At 60.2% G+C, this 18,808-nt stretch carries 21 protein-coding genes; 19 read left to right on the top strand and 2 right to left on the bottom strand.

Annotated elements, in window-relative coordinates; translation table 11 throughout:
- The first annotated feature begins 189 nt into the window (after positions 1–189).
- The 10 genes from V7747_RS13500 (at position 190) to V7747_RS13455 (ending at position 9,399) form a co-directional block, all read left to right on the top strand.
- The gene (locus V7747_RS13500; RefSeq protein WP_172830643.1) at positions 190–567 is read left to right on the top strand and encodes a chemotaxis response regulator CheY; all 378 of its coding nucleotides are present in this window, start codon (positions 190–192) and stop codon (positions 565–567) included.
- A gap of 21 nt (positions 568–588) precedes the next feature.
- On the top strand, positions 589–1,383 hold the full coding sequence (locus V7747_RS13495) for a protein phosphatase CheZ (RefSeq protein WP_335616544.1): 795 nt from the start codon (positions 589–591) through the stop codon (positions 1,381–1,383).
- Positions 1,384–1,557: 174 nt separating this feature from the next.
- Positions 1,558–3,801, top strand: a complete 2,244-nt coding sequence (locus V7747_RS13490) for a chemotaxis protein CheA (RefSeq protein ID WP_335616543.1) — start codon at positions 1,558–1,560, stop codon at positions 3,799–3,801.
- Positions 3,802–3,933: 132 nt separating this feature from the next.
- Positions 3,934–5,058 (top strand): protein-glutamate methylesterase/protein-glutamine glutaminase, encoded by a 1,125-nt coding sequence (locus V7747_RS13485; protein WP_335616724.1) that lies wholly within the window; start codon positions 3,934–3,936, stop codon positions 5,056–5,058.
- Positions 5,058–5,798, top strand: a complete 741-nt coding sequence (locus tag V7747_RS13480; RefSeq protein ID WP_335616542.1) for a flagellar motor protein — start codon at positions 5,058–5,060, stop codon at positions 5,796–5,798. The genes V7747_RS13485 and V7747_RS13480 overlap by 1 nt, the downstream gene beginning before the upstream one ends.
- Before the next feature lie 14 nt (positions 5,799–5,812).
- Positions 5,813–6,670: a flagellar motor protein MotD gene (gene motD / locus V7747_RS13475; RefSeq protein WP_335616541.1), complete on the top strand. Its 858-nt coding sequence runs from the start codon at positions 5,813–5,815 to the stop codon at positions 6,668–6,670.
- 87 nt (positions 6,671–6,757) lie between these two features.
- Entirely contained in the window at positions 6,758–7,552 is a 795-nt protein-coding gene (locus V7747_RS13470) for a ParA family protein (RefSeq protein ID WP_335616540.1), read from the top strand.
- Between the two features lie 108 nt (positions 7,553–7,660).
- Positions 7,661–8,422 (top strand): CheW domain-containing protein, encoded by a 762-nt coding sequence (locus V7747_RS13465; RefSeq protein WP_335616539.1) that lies wholly within the window; start codon positions 7,661–7,663, stop codon positions 8,420–8,422.
- A 90-nt stretch (positions 8,423–8,512) separates the two neighbouring features.
- The gene (locus V7747_RS13460; protein ID WP_092284784.1) at positions 8,513–8,992 is read left to right on the top strand and encodes a chemotaxis protein CheW; all 480 of its coding nucleotides are present in this window, start codon (positions 8,513–8,515) and stop codon (positions 8,990–8,992) included.
- Between the two features lie 20 nt (positions 8,993–9,012).
- Complete coding sequence (locus V7747_RS13455) at positions 9,013–9,399, top strand: DUF2802 domain-containing protein (protein WP_335616538.1); 387 nt, start codon at positions 9,013–9,015, stop codon at positions 9,397–9,399.
- Positions 9,400–9,482: 83 nt separating this feature from the next.
- On the opposite strand, the gene V7747_RS13450 is transcribed toward V7747_RS13455, so the two are convergent.
- Both V7747_RS13450 and fliK read right to left on the bottom strand, forming a co-directional pair.
- Positions 9,483–9,812, bottom strand: a complete 330-nt coding sequence (locus V7747_RS13450; protein WP_335616537.1) for an EscU/YscU/HrcU family type III secretion system export apparatus switch protein — start codon at positions 9,810–9,812, stop codon at positions 9,483–9,485.
- Positions 9,812–11,554 (bottom strand): flagellar hook-length control protein FliK, encoded by a 1,743-nt coding sequence (gene fliK, locus V7747_RS13445; RefSeq protein WP_335616536.1) that lies wholly within the window; start codon positions 11,552–11,554, stop codon positions 9,812–9,814. The genes V7747_RS13450 and fliK overlap by 1 nt, the downstream gene beginning before the upstream one ends.
- A 177-nt stretch (positions 11,555–11,731) precedes the next feature.
- Here fliK and ccmA point away from each other — a divergent pair, with 177 nt between their 5' ends.
- The 9 genes from ccmA to ccmI are packed head-to-tail and all read left to right on the top strand — an operon-like array spanning position 11,732 to position 18,652.
- Positions 11,732–12,367, top strand: coding sequence for a cytochrome c biogenesis heme-transporting ATPase CcmA (ccmA, locus tag V7747_RS13440; RefSeq protein ID WP_335616535.1), 636 nt, complete (start codon positions 11,732–11,734; stop codon positions 12,365–12,367).
- The gene (gene ccmB / locus V7747_RS13435; RefSeq protein WP_092284774.1) at positions 12,367–13,041 is read left to right on the top strand and encodes a heme exporter protein CcmB; all 675 of its coding nucleotides are present in this window, start codon (positions 12,367–12,369) and stop codon (positions 13,039–13,041) included. Before ccmA ends, ccmB begins: the two co-directional genes overlap by 1 nt.
- Positions 13,042–13,060: 19 nt before the next feature.
- Positions 13,061–13,804 (top strand): heme ABC transporter permease, encoded by a 744-nt coding sequence (locus V7747_RS13430; RefSeq protein WP_335616534.1) that lies wholly within the window; start codon positions 13,061–13,063, stop codon positions 13,802–13,804.
- The gene (ccmD, locus tag V7747_RS13425; protein WP_335616533.1) at positions 13,801–13,968 is read left to right on the top strand and encodes a heme exporter protein CcmD; all 168 of its coding nucleotides are present in this window, start codon (positions 13,801–13,803) and stop codon (positions 13,966–13,968) included. Before V7747_RS13430 ends, ccmD begins: the two co-directional genes overlap by 4 nt.
- On the top strand, positions 13,968–14,447 hold the full coding sequence (gene ccmE, locus V7747_RS13420) for a cytochrome c maturation protein CcmE (protein WP_335616532.1): 480 nt from the start codon (positions 13,968–13,970) through the stop codon (positions 14,445–14,447). Before ccmD ends, ccmE begins: the two co-directional genes overlap by 1 nt.
- A 12-nt stretch (positions 14,448–14,459) precedes the next feature.
- Complete coding sequence (locus tag V7747_RS13415; RefSeq protein ID WP_335616531.1) at positions 14,460–16,427, top strand: heme lyase CcmF/NrfE family subunit; 1,968 nt, start codon at positions 14,460–14,462, stop codon at positions 16,425–16,427.
- Positions 16,427–16,981, top strand: coding sequence for a DsbE family thiol:disulfide interchange protein (locus V7747_RS13410; RefSeq protein WP_335616530.1), 555 nt, complete (start codon positions 16,427–16,429; stop codon positions 16,979–16,981). Before V7747_RS13415 ends, V7747_RS13410 begins: the two co-directional genes overlap by 1 nt.
- A complete protein-coding gene (locus V7747_RS13405; protein ID WP_335616529.1) occupies positions 16,978–17,457 on the top strand; it encodes a cytochrome c-type biogenesis protein in 480 nt (159 codons plus the stop codon). Before V7747_RS13410 ends, V7747_RS13405 begins: the two co-directional genes overlap by 4 nt.
- Positions 17,450–18,652: a c-type cytochrome biogenesis protein CcmI gene (gene ccmI, locus V7747_RS13400; RefSeq protein WP_335616528.1), complete on the top strand. Its 1,203-nt coding sequence runs from the start codon at positions 17,450–17,452 to the stop codon at positions 18,650–18,652. The genes V7747_RS13405 and ccmI overlap by 8 nt, the downstream gene beginning before the upstream one ends.
- Positions 18,653–18,808: the final 156 nt, after the last annotated feature.

Below are 18,808 nucleotides of genomic sequence, written 5' to 3'. Positions count from 1 at the left end.
TCGCGCTGATGGTAGCACTGTGCCTGATCCTGTTTTGATGGCAGTAGCGAGGGTGTTGTGAACAGCAGTTTGCCTCGCAGAAGGTTGTTCAGAATGTCTTTATACGGCTAGTTTGGCCATTGCAATGGGTTTTCGGGGTGCAGGCCTGCACTTTCCCTGGTTTGTACGGAGGTCGACTTGGACAAGAATATGAAAATTCTCATCGTTGATGATTTTTCGACGATGAGGCGCATTATAAAGAACCTGTTGCGCGACCTGGGTTTTACCAACACGGCTGAAGCCGATGATGGCAATACCGCGTTGCCGATGCTGCAGAGCGGTAATTTCGACTTTCTGGTGACCGACTGGAACATGCCCGGCATGAGTGGCATCGACCTGTTGCGCGCGGTGCGCGCAGATGACCGCCTCAAGCACCTGCCGGTGTTGATGGTGACGGCTGAGGCCAAGCGCGACCAGATCATCGAGGCTGCACAGGCCGGCGTCAATGGCTACGTGGTCAAGCCTTTCACCGCTCAAGCCTTGAAAGAAAAGATCGAAAAGATTTTTGAGCGAGTACAAGCAAAATAACAACCAACCGGGGTACAGGTTATGGCGTTAAGTAAGGATCCCGGCCAGGCGACTGCTCAGGAATTTGAACATTCCCTCAAAGACAATGCGCGCCAACTGGTCGACCACCTGGAGCAAGGTGATTTCGCCGAAGCTCTGCTGGTGATCCACGCAATCAATCAAGCCCGAGATCGCGGTCTTTATCACGAGGTCGGGCAGCTGACCCGTGCGTTGCACAACGCCATCGTCAATTTTCAGCTCGATACCTCTCACGCGCTTGAAGACGACAGCGAGACCTCAAAGATCTCCGATGCCTCTGATCGCCTTGACTATGTGGTGCAGCTGACCGACAAGGCTGCCAACCGCACTATGGATCTGGTAGAGAGCAGCGCACCAAAGATTTCTGAACTCGGCGGTGAAGCCGCAGCGCTGCGCGCCGACTGGCAACGTCTGCAGCGTCGTGAGATGGCGGCAGACGAGTTCCGCGAGCTGTACAAGCGTATGGGCGACTTTCTTGAGAAAGCTGAGAACACCAGTAATGACGTTTCCGGCCACCTCAACGATATTCTCATGGCACAGGATTATCAGGATCTCACCGGCCAGGTGATCAAGCGCGTCATCACTCTGGTTCACGATGTCGAGGAAAGCCTGCTCAATCTGGTTCGCATGGCAGGCCAAGTGGATCGGATTACCGGCATAAATCATGTTGAAACCGTCAGTGAGGCAAAAAAACCGTCATCCAGGGGTGAAGGTCCACAGATTCATGCCGATAAAAGAGAAGACGTGGTTTCCGGTCAGGATGAAGTCGACGACCTTCTATCCAGTCTGGGTTTCTGATTCCTGCCGATGTGCGCTGCCACAGCATGGTGGTGGCAAGCGCCAGGCAGTGTAGGAAGTAGGCAGGTTTGCTGGTTCCGGAATAACGTCTAATAACAACGGACTGCGTCCAAGTAGCAGTATTGGTGCCCGCGCATAGCCGTTTACTTCAACACGCCCGAGGGGAGTGGGTGCATGAGTTTCGATGCGGATGAAGAGATTCTCCAGGACTTTCTGGTCGAGGCAGGTGAAATTCTCGAGCAGTTGTCCGAGCAGTTGGTCGAACTGGAGAACCGTCCCGATGACATGGATCTGCTCAACGCCATTTTCCGCGGTTTCCATACCGTCAAAGGTGGTGCTGGATTCCTGCAGCTCGATGCGCTGGTTGCCTGTTGTCATATTGCTGAGAACGTATTCGACATTCTGCGCAAAGGTGAGCGCCCGGTAACGTCCGACCTGATGGACGTGGTGCTCCAGGCGTTGGATGCGGTCAACACCATGTTTGACCAGGTTCGTAATCAGCAAGAGCCCACGCCCGCCGATCCGGCCCTGCTTGAGGCTTTGGCAGCACTCGCGCAGCCAGGCAGTGCACCGCCGCCGGCAGTTGAAGTCGCTGCGCCGGTCGCAGAGCCCGAGCCCGTTACACCCGCTGCCACAGTGGATGCTATCGCCAGCGGCGAGGGCGATATTACCGATGATGAATTTGAACAGTTACTCGAGGCGCTGCACGGTGACAGTGCGCCGGCAGTAGCTGCGGCAGTGCCCGCCGCTCCACCTGTGACGGCCTCGGGTGACGACATTTCCGACGACGAGTTCGAAGCCCTGCTGGATGAGCTGCACGGCAGCGGTAAAGCTCCCGCCAGTGCAGCGCCCGAGCCAGCTGCGGTTGCCAGTAGCGACGATATCTCTGACGACGAATTTGAAGCCCTGCTCGATGAGCTGCATGGCAAAGGCAGTGCCCCAGGGCTGCAGGAAAGCAAGCAGGCTGAGGTAGCAGACGCGTCCGCGGCCGCCTCTTCTGCCGATGCAGACAAGATTACTGATGACGAGTTTGAAGCGCTGCTGGACCAGTTGCATGGCAAGGGCGCTGCTCCGGGCAAGACAGATGCTGACATGTCGGCGCCTGAGTCAACACCGCCTGCCAAGGCCGATCCGGCCCCGGCGAGCAAGCCGGCCGCCAAGGCTGAGCCCAAACCGGTCGCCAAGCCCGCAGCAGCACCTCCTGCTGCTGCGGCGAAAGCCGCGCCTGCGCAGGAAGCGCCGCCCGCTGCCGAGACCACGGTACGGGTAGACACCGCGCGGCTGGATGAAATCATGAACATGGTGGGCGAGCTGGTACTGGTGCGTAACCGTCTGGTGCGCCTTGGCCTTAGCAGTGGTGACGAGGAGTGGAACAAGGCTGTCGGCAATCTCGATGTAGTGACCGCGGACCTGCAGATGTCGGTTATGAAGACCCGCATGCAGCCAATCAAGAAGGTTTTTGGTCGTTTCCCGCGGGTGGTGCGTGATCTGGCGCGCAACCTGAAGAAGGAAATCAATCTGGAGCTAGTCGGTGAAGACACTGATCTCGACAAGAACTTGGTCGAGGCGCTTGCCGATCCACTGGTTCACTTGGTGCGCAACTCCGTAGATCACGGCGTAGAGCCGCCGGATGAGCGTGAGGCGGCCGGCAAGCCACGCACTGGCAAGGTTGTTCTGGCGGCGCAGCAGGAAGGCGATCACATTCTGCTGACCATTGTTGACGACGGTCGCGGCATGGATCCGGAGGTTTTACGTGCCAAGGCCGTTGAAAAGGGCATGATGGAGAAGGATGCCGCTGATCGCCTGAGTGACAGCGAGTGTTTCAATCTGATCCTTGCGCCCGGTTTCTCGACCAAAACGGAAATTTCCGATGTGTCCGGGCGTGGTGTGGGAATGGACGTGGTGAAAACCAAAATTTCCCAGCTCAACGGCACCATCAATATCGAGTCGACCAAAGGCCAGGGCTCTCGGATTGCCATCAAGGTGCCGCTGACGCTGGCCATCATGCCGACGCTGATGGTGATGCTGGCGAACCAAGCCTTTGCCTTGCCGCTGGTCAGCGTCAACGAGATCTACAGCCTCGACCTGTCGCGCACCAATATTGTTGATGGCCAGGAAGTGATTATCGTGCGCGAGAAAGCGCTACCGCTGTTTTATCTAAAGCGCTGGCTGATGCCGGGCGTGGAAGACACCAGCGATCATTCAGCGGCCAGTGTGGTTATCGTCTCTGTTGGCACCCAGCGGGTTGGTTTTGTGGTCGACCAGTTGGTCGGTCAGGAAGAGGTGGTCATCAAGCCCTTGGGTCGCATGCTGCAAGGCACTGCTGGGATGGCGGGTGCGACTATTACCGGTGACGGCCGCATCGCGCTGATTCTGGATATTCCCAGCCTGCTCAAGCGCTACGCGCGACGGGTGTGATAGGTTGTATCATGCTGTATCAGACGCATCTGCCGATGGCTGTGGCGTAGTGAGCTGAGGCGGTAGACGGGTACGATTACTCGAAACAGGCGCATGACTGCGCTGGATGGCGATGCGGTTTCAGGAGAGGGTATGGCGGTCAAGGTTCTGGTGGTGGATGACTCGGGTTTCTTTCGCCGCCGGGTAACGGAAATTCTGGCGGGTGACCCGCAGATTCAGGTGGTCGGCACGGCGACCAACGGCAAAGAAGCCATTGAGCAGACCCTGTCGCTGCGTCCGGATGTTATCACCATGGATTACGAGATGCCGGTGATGGATGGCATCTCAGCGGTCAAGCAGATCATGCAGCGCTGCCCTACGCCGGTAATCATGTTTTCCTCGCTTACCTACGAGGGCGCCCGCGTCAGCCTTGACGCTCTGGATGCCGGCGCCGCGGATTATCTGCCTAAAAACTTCGAAGACATTTCCCGCAATCCAGACAAGGTGCGCCAGCTGCTTTGCGAGCGGGTGAACGCGTTGGCACGTACCAACCGCCGCTCGCTGGGGTTGGGTGGTAGTGGTGTAGCAGCGCCGCACCCTGCGCTTGGAGCGGGCACGGCTCCTCCCGCAGCGCGCCCTGGCAGCAGCACGCTGAGCGGTGCTTCTACCGCCAAGCCGGCAGCGCCTGTGGCACGCACCAGCTCGGCGCCGCGCAAGCGCAATTACAAGCTGGTGGCCATTGGCACCTCGACCGGTGGCCCGGTCGCCCTGCAAAAAGTGCTGACGCAACTACCCGGCAGTTTCCCTGCGCCGCTGCTACTGATTCAGCATATGCCGGCTGCCTTCACCAAGGCCTTTGCCGAGCGCCTCGATAAGCTTTGCCGTATTTCGGTAAAGGAAGCCGAGGACGGTGATGTGCTGCGCCCAGGCGTTGCCCTATTGGCGCCCGGAGGCAAGCAGATGATGGTAGATGGGCGTGGTGTGGTGCGTATTCTGCCCGGCGATGAGCGTTTGAATTACAAACCCTGTGTTGATGTAACCTTTGGCTCGGCCGCCAAAGCATTTCAGGACAAGGTATTGGCGGTCGTGCTCACCGGCATGGGGGCGGACGGGCGTGAAGGCGCGCGTATGCTCAAGCAGGCAGGCAGCGCCGTGTGGGCTCAGGACGAAGCCAGTTGTGTGATTTATGGTATGCCCATGGCGGTGGCGAAGGCCAATCTTGCTGATGGCATCTATAACCTGGATGAAATCGGTCGCTATCTGGCAGAGATCGGCTGATGGATATTCTCAGTGTTATTGGGGTCATTCTGGCGTTTGTCGCGATTATCGGCGGCAACTACCTGGAAGGCGGTCACGCCTCGGCGCTGCTCAATGCCCCGGCCGCACTGATTGTCATCGGTGGCACCCTCGGCGCTGCGTTCATTCAGACCCCCCTGACCGTTTTCAAGCGTGCACTGGTGATCCTGCGCTGGATTATTTTTCCGCCGGCCAATCGGCTGCGTGAAGGCATTAGCCAGGTTATCAACTGGAGCACCATTGCACGCAAGGATGGTCTGCTGGGGCTGGAGTCCATCGCTGAGCTGGAGCCGGATGCCTACGCGCGCAAAGGCTTGCAGCTATTGGTGGATGGCAGTGAGCCCGAGGCATTACGCGGGATTCTCGAAGTCGAGCTGATGACGCGCGAAAGCCACGACCTTATGGCTGCCAAGGTCTATGAGAGCATGGGTGGCTATTCACCGACCATCGGTATTATCGGTGCGGTGATGGGGCTGATTCATGTCATGGGCAACCTGGCGGATCCGTCCATGCTAGGGTCCGGTATTGCGGTGGCTTTTGTTGCCACTATCTACGGTGTGGCGCTGGCCAACCTGTTTCTGTTGCCGGTGGCGCACAAGTTGAAGGCGGTGGTGCTGCAGCAGTCACGTTACCGGGAGATGTTGCTTGAGGGGCTGCTTTCGATTGCCGAAGGGGAAAATCCTCGCTCCATTGAAATGAAGCTTGAAGGCTTCCTCGACTAGCGTGGGAGACCGACATGCGGCGACGTCGCCACGAAGAACACGAGAATCACGAGCGCTGGTTGGTGTCCTATGCCGACTTCATCACTCTGCTTTTCGCCTTTTTTGTCGTCATGTACTCCATCTCCTCGGTCAACGAAGGCAAGTACAAGGTACTCTCTGACACCCTTGAAGGTGCCTTCAACCAGCCACAGCGCGCCATCGACCCCATACAGATTGGCCAGGAAAAACCCCGTGGCATCGGAACGCAGGATGAGCAGGGCACCCAGACCGGTCAGCAGGCCGGTGGCAGCGATGCTCTGCAAGACATTACCCAAGCCATGCAGGCCGCGTTTGGTGACTTGATTCAGGCGGGCAACCTGGAGGTACGTGGGAATGAGCTTTGGGTCGAAATCGAACTGAGTTCGAGTCTATTGTTTCCCAGTGGGGATGCATTGCCGCTGGATGCGGCCTTTGGACTGGTCGACCGTATTGCCGAGATACTCGCACCCTACGAGAACCCCGTCCATGTAGAGGGGTTTACTGATAATGTGCCCATGCGCTCGGGCACCTATCCGACCAACTGGGAGCTCTCTGCGGCGCGAGCGGCCAGTGTAGTACGCATGCTGAGCAATGGCGGCGTGAACCCTGACCGACTGGCCGCAGTAGGCTATGGTGAATTCAGGCCTGTTGCCGATAACACCACGGCCGCAGGCCGCAAGGCCAATCGCCGTGTGGTGCTGCTGGTGTCGCGTTTTGTGGATAAGCGGCATGTGCCCTTTGGCGGCGAACCGGAGTCGGTCAATGCCATGCGCGAAGCGCGCAGTGAAACAGCAACGCCGCCTGGAGCCTCGAGCCTATCTGGCACGGGTTCTGCATCGACTCCTGCTCCCTAGTAGTAAACAGGTTTGGACTGTCAAAATGTTGTCGTTTATCGCATGTTATGGGGTCTATCACGGCTGGAATACCCCCGGAGGTAAGCCATGAGAGTCTGGGCAGTAGCCAATCAGAAGGGTGGGGTGGGCAAAACCACCTCCGCTGTAGCACTGGCTGGCCTGCTTGCAGATCAGGGGCAGCGCGTGCTGGTGGTCGACCTGGACCCACACGGGTCCATGACCAGCTACTTTGGCCATGATCCGGACCAGCTGACCAGTAGCGTGTTCAATCTGTTTCAGCATAACGGGCAGGTTCCGGACGGGCTGGCTGCAGCGTTGCTGCTGGACAGCTCGCATCCAAACATCCAGCTGCTGCCGTCGAGTACTTCATTGGCCACGCTGGAGCGTCAGTCGGCCGCGCAGGGCGGCTATGGCCTGGTGATCTCGCGCGCGCTAGCGCAGCTCTGGAATGACTTCCAGTTTGTCATCATTGATAGCCCGCCATTGCTGGGTGTATCGATGATCAATGCGCTGGCAGCCTGTGAGCAGTTGATCATACCGGTGCAGACCGAGTTTCTTGCCCTCAAGGGGCTGGAGCGGATGGTGCATACCTTGAATATGGTGAATCGCTCGCGCAAGCAGGCCTTGCCCTATACTATCGTGCCGACGCTGTTCGACCGTCGGACCCAGGCCTCGCTGAGCACTCTGCGCATGTTGCGCCGGGATTACGCCGACCACCTCTGGCAAGCCTACATTCCGATTGATACCAAGTTGCGCGACGCCAGTCTGGCCGGGGTTGTGCCATCTCAGTTGGATGCGAGCGCGCGCGGGGTACTGGCGTACCGTGCACTGCTGCGCTATCTGTTGGCGCAAAGCCTGTCGCGCCGCGAGCAGGTAGCCTGACGCGCTTGCGCGGGCTAATGCTTTGCCGCGTACCGCCGATACAGATGCATGAGCCGTGATTGCCATCTCACAACCCTTTGGTGGCCAAACCAGGATGATACGGGTGTTATGAGTAAATCCAGATTGCCGGTGCAGGAGTTCGTACCGGAACAAACCATTCAGCATTATCTGGATGCGCTGCTGCAGGACGCAGCGGAAGAACTGGCCCGCGTGGAAGCCGTGCCGGCACCGGCTGCTGCGCCTGAAGTCACCGCCGCACAGCCTTGTGCGACCGTGGTTGTGCCTGTGCTGCGCGCGCCGCTGACCCCGGTCAGCACGCCTGCGCCAGCAGAGCCGGTTGTTGCGCCTGCCGCTGCGCAACCTGAGCCACCGGTAGCGGTTGCTCAGCCAGCATGGCGGGAGCAGGCCTTCGAAGCCTTGCTGTTTGATGTGGGCGGGTTGAAATTGGCGGTGCCGCTTGTTTCGCTGGGGACCATATACCCGCTGGATGCAGAAATCACCCCGCTGTTTGGTCAGCCGGACTGGTTCCTCGGCATACTCGCCACCCAGGCGGGCAATTTGAAGGTGCTGGATACGGCGCGCTGGGTAATGCCCGAGCGTTACAGTGAAGAACTGAAAGAGAGCCTGTCCTTTGTCATTTCGGTAGAAGGGTATGACTGGGGCATGGCGGTGCACGGCGTACATCAGTCGATACGGCTGGAGCCGAACCAGATCAAATGGCGCTCACAGCAGGGCAAGCGTCCCTGGTTGGCCGGTACCGTGATTGATCATATGTGTGCCTTGCTGGATGTCTCGGCGCTGGCTAGCCTGATAGTCAATGGTATGGCGCGTCAGGCGTCTGGTAATGCCGCATCGCCAGCATTAGGATAACCGTAAACCGGTGCCGACCTTGTGGTCGGCGCTCTTGTCCGGCGTCCAAGGCTGCTGGACTGCTATCAACGATGATCGGGAAGCATGACAATGAAAAATAATTCGGGACAAGGCGCTGAAGATCCGATCCTGCAATGGGTGACGTTCCGCCTGGACAACGAATCCTACGGCATCAACGTGATGCAGGTGCAGGAAGTATTGCGTCATACCGAGATTGCTCCCGTGCCGGGCGCGCCGTCCTACGTGCTGGGCATCATCAATCTACGCGGCAATGTCGTTACCGTGATCGACACCCGCCAGCGCTTTGGTCTGACACCCGCCCCCATTACTGACAACACCCGCATCGTGATCATCGAAGCCGACAAGCAAGTGGTCGGGATTCTGGTCGACAGCGTGGCCGAGGTTGTATACCTGCGTCAGTCGGAAATCGAGACCGCGCCTAACGTGGGTACCGATGAGTCCGCGAAGTTCATTCAGGGCGTGTGCAACAAGAACAATGAGCTGCTGATTCTGGTCGATCTGGAAAAGATGATGACTGAGGATGAGTGGGCGGAGTTGTCCGGCTTTTGATGGGCATGATGGAGCCCTGGTTGCTGTTACTGCTTGGCACGCTGATGGGCGCCGTGATAGCGGCGCTGGTAGTGCTGTTTGCGCGGGTCCGTCAGCTTCCGGCCGACTTGCGCCAGCAGTCTGAGCAGCTGCGTCAGCGGCAGGAGCAACTCACTCGGGATTTGGCCACCTTCCAGCAGGGCAGTATTCGCATGGGTGAGGAGCTGGCAGCCGTGCGGCTGCAGCTCAAACGTCTGGAAGACAAGCAACTGAAACTGGAAACCCAAGACCCGCAAGCGTTGCCCTACAACCAGGCGGCACGCCTGGTCGGTATGGGCGCCAGTATTGAGGACCTCACCCAATCCTGCGGTCTGTCCAAGGCCGAAGCGGAACTCTTCGTCAAGCTGCACGGCGGTCGCCGCAGCTAGGCCCTCTGCCTTTCGTGCCCTGCGCTTTTCACCTGGCAAACCTGCTCGGTGATGATCATCCCCTGTGCTGCCTAGCTCGTGCGTTACACCCCTGACTCCGGGATGTTGCGCTCGAGGCGCTTGAGTGGCGGCTGATCACCGTCGGGGTTGAAGCCGGTAGGGCGCTTGCCCTTCAGGTACCAGGCAAAGGCGATGATCTCGGCGATGGTGCGGTACAGCGCCTCGGGAATCTGATCGCCCAATTCCAGCTGCGTAAGCATGCGTGCCAGGTCGGCGTTCTCGTAAATCGGCACTTCGTAATCCAGTGCCAACTGAATGATCTGCTCGGCCAGCTCGCCCTCGCCCTTGGCAGTCAGGGTCGGTGCCTGTTCGCCGTCGTAGACCAGGGCAATAGCTTCGCGGTTTTTGCTCATCAAGTGACCTCGTCAATCCAGGTTTGCTGCAGCGCCTGGCGCGGCGGCGGGGGCGTGCCGCGGTGACAGCTCAATTCGCCAACCTCCAGTCCCTTCGCCAGCAGGCGGTCGCGTAGTTCGGTCAGCTCGTTGTTGACCAGTTTCAGCGTGGCGGCCTGCTCGGCCCAAAACTCACTGCTGACCTTGTCCTTTCGCAAGCGGGCGATGGCCTGCAGGCTGCCCAGCTCATCAAGGTTGAAAGACAGTCGCACCTCCCACTGGGGCGTTGGCTCGCCCTGTTTGGCATTCGGTGGCGGCGTGTCGCGCTCGATGCGCAGTTGCACATGGTTGAACTGGTGCCCGTCGCGCATGGGGATTTCCAGTTGCCATGTGGTCTGGGTGCTGCCGTCGGCAAAGCTCTGGGTTTGCCCCAGACTCTGAAATTGGTGGTGCTGAATGCGTGAGAGCAAGGCTGCGGTCAGACGCAGCAGGCTGCCCAGATCATTGTTCTCGCCCAATGCCTGCAGCGCGCGGGTCGGTAAGGGGAACATGCCCGGCTTGAGCTGTTGCTGCGCCGCCGCCTGGCTGGCTTGCTGCCAGGGGCCGGGCGGAAGGTTCAGCGCGTTAAGGCTGCCGGGCGGCAATTGTTGTTGCAAGGTTATCAGCAGATTCACCAGGGTGCCCTTGAGGTCGACCCCTGCCACTGGTTCAGGTGCGCCGGGCGTCGATAGGCTGGCGAGCAGCGGCAGCAGCTTGTCGAGTGCTGGAAAGACTTTATGTGCTGCGGCGGCCGGTTGGCTGGAAGCATCGACCGCGCCTGCTGGTGCCGTGGGGTTTGCGGCCTGCTTGGCCGCACTCTGAGCAACCAGCGACTCGGCAATTTTGGCCAGGTTGGGCTCAAGGAACAAGCCGCTCTGCTTGATCGCGTTTTCCACACCGCTGGCTGTCGTTAATTGTTGCGCCGTGGTCACCTGTTGCAACACCTGGGCTATGGCCCTTTGTAGCGCTGGTACGGCAGGCAGGTCGCGGGGGCTGGCCTGCAACTGGTCGAGCCGGTTGAACAGGGGTTCGCTCGAGGCTTGGCTTTGCAGGGTCGCACGCAAGCCTTGCAACAGGTCGAGCTGGCGCTGCTGCGCGCTATTGGCCAGCACGCGCAACTCCCCTTGCGCCCCTACCGTGGCGTTCAGGCGTGTGCCGGGCTCTACCGGCTGGCTACTGGTTAGCTGCAGCAGGCTGCCGCTGCTGGCGCCCTGAACGATCTTGGCCAGCAGGGCAAAGGCGATTTGCTTGCCAGCATTATCGGCCACCGGTTGCTGGCTAACCACGCGTGCCTGCAAGGTGCTGCCCGGTGGAAACTGGGCCGGGTCAAGGCGGGTCAGCGGCTCGCTGGCTGACGCATTGCTGGCCGGCTGCAGCACGGCCATCAGCTGGGTTTGCGTCAGAGCCTGAACCACCAGTTGGGTGCCGGTGTTGAGCGGCTGGGGGCTGCTGGCTGGCAGGGTGGCCGGCGTGCTGGTTGCCGTGCTCTGAGCAAGGCGCAGCAGGACGTCAAACTGACCGTTGCCGTTGGCCCGCGTGCTGCTCTGGATGACCTCGGCGCTGACCTTTTCGCCTGCTGGCAGCAACGCTGCGTCAATTGGCCGCAAGAGTTGCAGGGCCAGGCTGACCGCATCGGCAGCACGCGCAGTGATCGCCGCAGCCGGCGTAGTTGGCGCGCTGGGGGGGATGATGGCGCTGGGCGGTAGGCGAAAGTCCGAGCTCATGTTGTCACATGTTGATGTAAATCGAGGTCCCCCGGGGTAGGGGGGCATGTATAATGGCGCCCCATTGACGGGCCTTCTAGCCCGCTGCTGGTGCGCTTTCAAAGAGTATAGCGGCCAGCATGCCGGAATCATCAATGCAATGGTACCGGCGCGATTCAGCCTGGGTCTGGAGTAGTAGTGAGCAAGCAGCAGATCGACATCAGCGAACTGGCCTGTGAACGGGATGAGCGCGAGCTTTTCTCCGCTGTGTCCTGCTGCCTGCAACCCGGTGATGTGCTGCAGGTGGCGGGTCCCAATGGCGCAGGCAAAACCAGTCTGCTGCGCATATTGGCCGGCCTAATGCCAGCCAGCGGCGGTGATATCCGCTATGCCGGTAAGTCGGTGCTGTCGGGGCGGGGGCGCGAACATTGGCGGCGCAACCTGCTGTACATAGGGCATGCGCCGGCGGTCAAGGGCGCGCTGACCGCGGAGGAGAACCTCAGCTGGCTCTGCGCACTGACCCGACCGGTCGCGCGTGACGTGATCTGGCAGGCGCTGCAACAGGTCGGGCTGCGCGGCTTCGAGGATGTTCCCTGTCGGCAGCTCTCGGCCGGCCAGCAACGCCGGGTCGCTCTGGCTCGCTTGTATCTGCCCGGTGCTCCCGTGTGGATCCTGGACGAACCCTTCACGGCGCTTGACCAGGCCGGGGTGCAGGCGCTGGAGCAGCATGTCATGGCCTTTGCAGCCGGTGGTGGTACCGTGGTACTGACCACACACCACAGCCTGGCCCATGTGCCGGGTGTGCGTCGTCTTGAGCTGGGACGGGCGAGCTGATGCGGCAGATCATCTGGCTGCTGTTCAAGCGCGAGTGGCAACTGGCGTGGCGTCGTCCCGGCGATCTGCTGAATCCGCTGATCTTTTTCGCCATCGTCATTACCCTGTTTCCGCTGGCGGTGGGCCCGGAACCGCAGCTGCTGCAACGCATGGCTTCGGGCATTATCTGGGTGGCAGCGCTCCTGGCTACCTTGTTGTCCCTGGATGGCTTGTTTCGCAGCGATTTTGAAGATGGTTCATTGGAGCAGTGGGTGCTGTCGCCGCACCCGCTGACGTTGCTGGTACTGGTCAAGGTGCTGCACCACTGGCTGATGTGCGGCTTGTTGCTGGTGCTGTTGGCGCCGGTGCTCGGCCTGATGCTGGCGCTGCCGTGGTCGGTTATGCCGACACTGTGCCTCAGTCTGCTGCTGGGTACCGCCGTGCTCAGCCTGCTGGGTGCCATAGGCGCGGCACTGACCGTAGGTTTGAAAGGTGGTGGCAGCATGTTGCTGGCGCTGCTGATACTGCCGTTGTACATCCCGGTATTGATTCTGGGCACTGGAGCCATGGACGCCGCACTGCAGGGCTTGCCGGTACTGGGTTATCTGCTCTGGCTGGGTTGCCTGGCGCTGCTGGCACTGAGTCTGGCACCCTTGGCGATAGCCGCCGGATTACGAATTGGCGTGAGTGAATAGGCGCGGAGACTGACAGCGAATGAGCTGGACTTTTTTTCACAAACTGGGCTCGCCCAAGTGGTTTTACGACATCAGTAGCAAGCTGCTGCCCTGGCTGACGGCGTTCAGCGTGCTGGCGCTGGTGGTCGGTGTGGTTTGGGGGCTGGTGTTTGCACCGCAGGATTACCAGCAGGGCAATAGCTTTCGCATCATCTACATTCACGTGCCGGCCGCGATTCTGGCCCAGTCCTGCTACATGCTGCTCGCGGTGGCGGGTATTGTCGGTCTGGTCTGGCGCATGAAGCTGGCCGATGTGGCGCTGCAATGTGCTGCGCCCATCGGCGCCTGGATGACCTTTGTGGCATTGATCACCGGCTCCATCTGGGGCAAGCCCACCTGGGGCACCTATTGGGAGTGGGATGCCCGCCTTACGTCGATGCTGATCCTGCTGTTTCTGTACTTTGGCATCATTGCCTTGCGCCTGGCGATCAGCAATCGTGACACGGCAGCCAAGGCCACAGCAGTGATGGCCATCGTCGGCGTGGTCAATATTCCGATCATCAAATACTCGGTCGACTGGTGGAATACCCTGCACCAGCCGGCCACCTTCACCGTAACCGAGAAACCGGCAATGCCGGTGGAAATGTGGTTGCCGCTGCTGGTAATGGTGCTGGCGTTTTATGGCCTGTTTGCGCTCAACCTGTTGCTGCGCATGCGGCTGGAAGTGCTGCGCCGCGAACACAAGGCCCGTTGGGTCCGCGAGATTCTGGAGAAGAGTGCATGAGTAACCTATCCGAGTTCATTGCGATGGGCGGTCACGGTGCCTACGTCTGGTCTGCCTACGGGATTACGGCAGTGGTTTTGATTCTGTTGTTCCTGCCACCGCTGCTGGGTAAACGCCAGCTGGTGCAGGCTGAAGCACGCCGACGTCGGCGGGAGGAAAACTGATGCATCCGTTGCGCAGAAAGCGTCTTATCCTGATTGTGCTGGTGATGCTGGGGGTAGGTGGTGCCGTTGCCTTGGCACTCTCGGCCCTGCAGCAGAACATCAACCTGTTTTACACGCCCACCCAGATCGTGGCCGGAGAGGTGCCGGATCAGGCCCGTATCCGTGCCGGCGGCATGGTGGTAGAGGGCAGTGTCGTACGCGCTAAGGATAGCCTGGATGTGCATTTTGACGTCAGCGACGGCGCGCACGCCGTGACCATCGCCTACAGCGGCATCCTGCCGGATCTGTTCCGCGAGGGGCAGGGCATTGTTGCCCTTGGCCGGCTGAATGCCGAGGGTGTGCTGCAAGCCGATGAGGTGCTCGCCAAGCACGATGAAGAGTACATGCCGCCGGAAGTGGCTAAGGCCATGAACGATGCCAAGGCCAATAAAGCGGCGGCTGGTGAAGCAGCCGCAGACGCGCCAGCAAGCAACTACTGAGGTGCCGATCGCATGATTCCTGAACTTGGGCAGGTTGCCCTGATTATTGCCCTTTGCCTCGCGCTGTTGCAGGCCACCGTGCCACTTTACGGCGCCTGGCGCGGCGACTCGCTGGCCATGGGGTTCGCCCAGCCGGCGGCCATGGCCCAGTGTCTGTTTGTGTTCTTTGCCTTTCTCTGTCTTGTGCACGCCTTCGTTACCAACGACTTCAGCGTGACCTATGTGGCGCTCAACTCCAACTCCGCGCTGCCCTGGTACTACCGCGTCAGTGCAGTGTGGGGTGGGCACGAAGGGTCGTTGTTGCTGTGGGCCCTGATCCTGGCGGCCTGGACCTTTGCCGTGGCGATCTTTTCACGTGATTTGCCGGAAGACATGCTGAGCCGGGTGCTGGCCGTGATGGGCATGATCAGCGTTGGTTTTCTGCTGTTCATGCTGATGACCTCCAACCCATTTGATCGTCAGCTGCCGTTCCACCCGGCCGATGGCAACGACCTCAATCCGCTGTTGCAGGACTTTGGCCTGATTGTGCACCCGCCCATGCTGTACATGGGGTACGTGGGGTTCTCTGTGGCCTTTGCCTTTGCCATTGCAGCGCTGCTGGGTGGCCGACTGGACGCCGCCTGGGCGCGCTGGTCACGTCCCTGGACCATCATCGCCTGGGCCTTCCTCAGCCTGGGGATCGTACTTGGCTCCTGGTGGGCCTATTACGAACTTGGCTGGGGTGGTTGGTGGTTCTGGGATCCGGTAGAAAATGCCTCCTTCATGCCCTGGCTGGTCGGTACCGCGCTGATTCACTCGCTGGCTGTCACCGAAAAACGCGGCGTGTTCAAGAGCTGGACGGTGCTGCTGGCGATTGCCGCCTTCTCGCTCAGCCTGCTGGGGACATTCCTGGTGCGCTCCGGTGTGCTGACTTCGGTGCATGCCTTTGCGACCGATCCCGAGCGTGGCGTCTTCATTCTCGGCTTCTTGCTGGTCGTCGTCGGTGGCTCGCTGCTGCTCTACGCGCTGCGCGCGCCGGTGGTCAAAAGCCAGATTGGTTTTGCCTGGAGCTCGCGTGAGGCGCTGCTGCTGGTGAACAACCTGGTGCTGGTCGTCGCCGCGCTTATGGTGCTGTTGGGCACCCTGTATCCGTTGATCATGTCGGCTTTTGATACCTTGGTGTCAGTGGGGCCGCCTTACTTTAACGGCATGTTCCTGCCGCTGATGTCGATTCTGATGCTGGCCATGGGCGTGGGTATTCTCAGCCGCTGGAAAGAAACACCTCTGACCTGGCTGACCGGCCAGTTGAAGTGGGTGCTGGTGCTCGCGGCGGTGGGAGCGGTCGCCATCGCGATCTGGATTGGTGACCACCTGTTCGCGGTCGGCAGCATGTTGTTGCTGGTTTTCTGGGTAACTGGCGCGAGTATTCGCGATATTTTGCACAAGACCCGCAACAAAGGCCTGGCCAAGGGCTTGCGCGCCTTGCCGCGCAGCTACTGGGGCATGACTCTGGCGCACCTGGGTATTGCCGTGTGTGCGGTCGGTATCATCGGTGCCAGCCTGTTCGACAATCAGCGCGATCTGCGCATGGCACCGGGAGATAGCCTGGAACTGGGCGGGTATGTGTTTACCTTCGAGGGTGTGCAACACCGTGAAGGCTCCAACTGGGTATCTGATCAGGGGCACATCCGGGTCACCAAGGGCGGCCGCGAAGTGACCCTGCTGCACCCGGAAAAGCGCCTCTACAAGGTCAAGAATCAGGTGATGACCGAGGCTGGCATCGATGCCGGTTTCACGCGCGACCTGTTTGTGGCCATGGGTGAGCCGCTGGAGAGAGACGCTTGGGCCATTCGTGTGCACATCAAGCCGTTCGTCCGCTGGGTCTGGTTGGGTGGCCTGCTGATGATGGCTGGCGGTTTGCTGTCGGCCAGTGACAAGCGCTATCGGCTCAAGGCCCGCCAGCGTGAGAAAGTACCAGCCAGTGCAGGGGAGGCAGTCTGATGCGGCGTATGTTTCTGTTGGTACCACTGGCCATCTTTCTGCTGATTGCCGGTTTCGCTTTATCGGGCCTCAGTGGCAAAAAGGCGGGCGAGAGCGAGCTGGCGTTACCATCGCCGCTGATCAATCAGCCGTTCCCCGAATTCACCCTGACCTCGGTCACCGACGCCGAGCAGACCATCACCCGCAGTGACCTGCTCGGCAAGCCGGCGCTGGTCAACGTCTGGGCCACCTGGTGTGTGGCCTGTCGGGTGGAACACCCGGTGTTGAACAAACTGTCGGCCCAGGGCGTGGTGATTCACGGTGTCAACTACAAGGATGACAAGGCGGAGGCGCAGAAGTGGCTACGCGACTTTCATAATCCCTATCAGTTGAACATCAGCGATACCGATGGCCGGCTGGGGCTTGATCTGGGTGTCTACGGTGCACCGGAAACCTTTCTCATCGATGCGCAGGGCGTGGTGCGTTACAAGTTCATCGGCGTGATCGACGAAACAGTGTGGCAGAACGAGCTGGCGGCGCGATATCAGGCGCTGGTTGAGGAGGCAACACCATGAGACGCGCGCTTCTGGGTTTGAGCCTGATTGCCGTTTTGCTGAGTGCACAGGCCGCGGTGGATACTTTTGAGTTCGCCTCGGAGCAGGAGCGTGAGCGCTTCTACGCCATATCCACCGAGCTGCGCTGCCCAAAATGCCAGAACCAGAATATTGCCGACTCCAATGCGCCCATTGCCGATGATTTGCGCAAGGAAGTCTATCGCCTGTTGAACGATGGCAAGAGCGACGATGAAATCGTCGATTACATGGTCGCGCGCTATGGCGACTTTGTACGCTACAAGCCGGCGTTGACCAGCGACACCCTGGTGCTCTGGTTTGGCCCGTTATTCTTCCTGCTGGCGGGCTTTCTTGCTGTATTCATGCTGATCCGTCGGCGCCAGCGAGCGGCCAACGACCCGCTCGACAACATCCTGACCAGCGAAGAGCGGGAACGGCTGGATCAACTGCTGGAAGAAAAGAAGAGCCAAGATGATTGATTTCTGGTTGAGTGCTGCCGCCCTGTTGCTGGTGGCAGTAGCAGTAGTCATCTGGCCGCTGTGGCGCCGTCGCGCCCACGGTCGGGTTGATCGTACCGCCCTGAACGTTGCCCTGTACGAAGAACGTGTGGCGGAGCTTCAGGCCCAGCAGCGCGCCGGTGAGCTGACCGAAGCACAGGCTGAAGGCGCGCGTCAGGAAGCCAGTCGACTGTTGCTGGAAGACACCGCCAATGCTGACGCCCGGCGTGCACCGCTGACCCGCAAGGTCGCCGGTGTGCTGGTACTGGCGGCGCTGCTGCTGCCGGCGGCGGTGGTGGGTTTGTACCAGTTGTGGGGCAACCCCGAGGGCCTGGCGCTCTACCGCGAAATGCAGGATACCCCGCAGGTCAGCAGCCTTGAGGCACTGATCGACCGCACCGAGCGGGTCGTCGAGGTGCAGCCCACCAACGGCGAAGCCTGGTACATGCTCGGTCGTGCCTACATGAGCGCCCAGCGTCCCGCTGATGCGGTACAGGCCTTTGGCAACAGTCTTAATCAGATAGGTGAGGCGCCAGACGTGCTGGCCCAGCTGGCGCAGGCGCGCTACTTCGCCAATGGCAACCAGCTCGATTCGGAATCGGTGGCGGCACTCGACAAGGCGTTAGAGCTGCAGCCCAACAACGCCACGGCGCTTGGCCTGCTGGGTATCGCCGCCTTTGAGGCAGGCGACTACAGCGGCGCTATTGGTTACTGGGAGCGTCTGCTGCAGAGCACCGAACCCGGCAGCCAGGGCGCTCAGGCGATTCAGGGCGGGATTGATCGCGCGCGGGAGCGCCTTGCCGCCTCGGGTCAGACGCCGGCAGAAACACAATCAGGGCCCAGTATCAGTCTGCGCGTCAGCGTAGCGCCTGAACTGCTAGCCCAGTTGGACCCAGCGTCCAGTGTGTTCGTATTCGCCCGTGACCCAAATGGCCCGCCCATGCCGCTGATCGCCAAGCGACTGACCTTGTCGCAACTGCCGCTGGATATCACCCTCACGCAGGCAGATGCCATGCTGCCCGGCGTGACGCTGAGCAGCGAGCAGTCACTGCAGCTGGTGGCGCGGGTGTCGCCGAGCGGCGATGCGCGTGAAGGCACGCATCTGGGCCAACTGGACGACGTGCATGCCGGCAACGACGAGCAGCTTCAATTGGTGATCGATCGCGCCGCCGACTGAACCCAAGCGTTAAACAGCTGCCGATAACGCCCCGTCGGACATCACCGCGGGGCGTTGCTTTTTCTGCGCTAAAATTCATCTAACAAGTGACTGTGGTGTCAACACCCCAAACTAGGCTGTTTTTTTACGCCATGGCTCTTGGTTCTTGACCATGGT

Source organism: Halopseudomonas sp., from assembly GCF_036960865.1.
Classification (GTDB): Bacteria; Pseudomonadota; Gammaproteobacteria; order Pseudomonadales; family Pseudomonadaceae; genus Halopseudomonas.
This window is presented reverse-complemented; position numbering and strand designations above follow the sequence as displayed.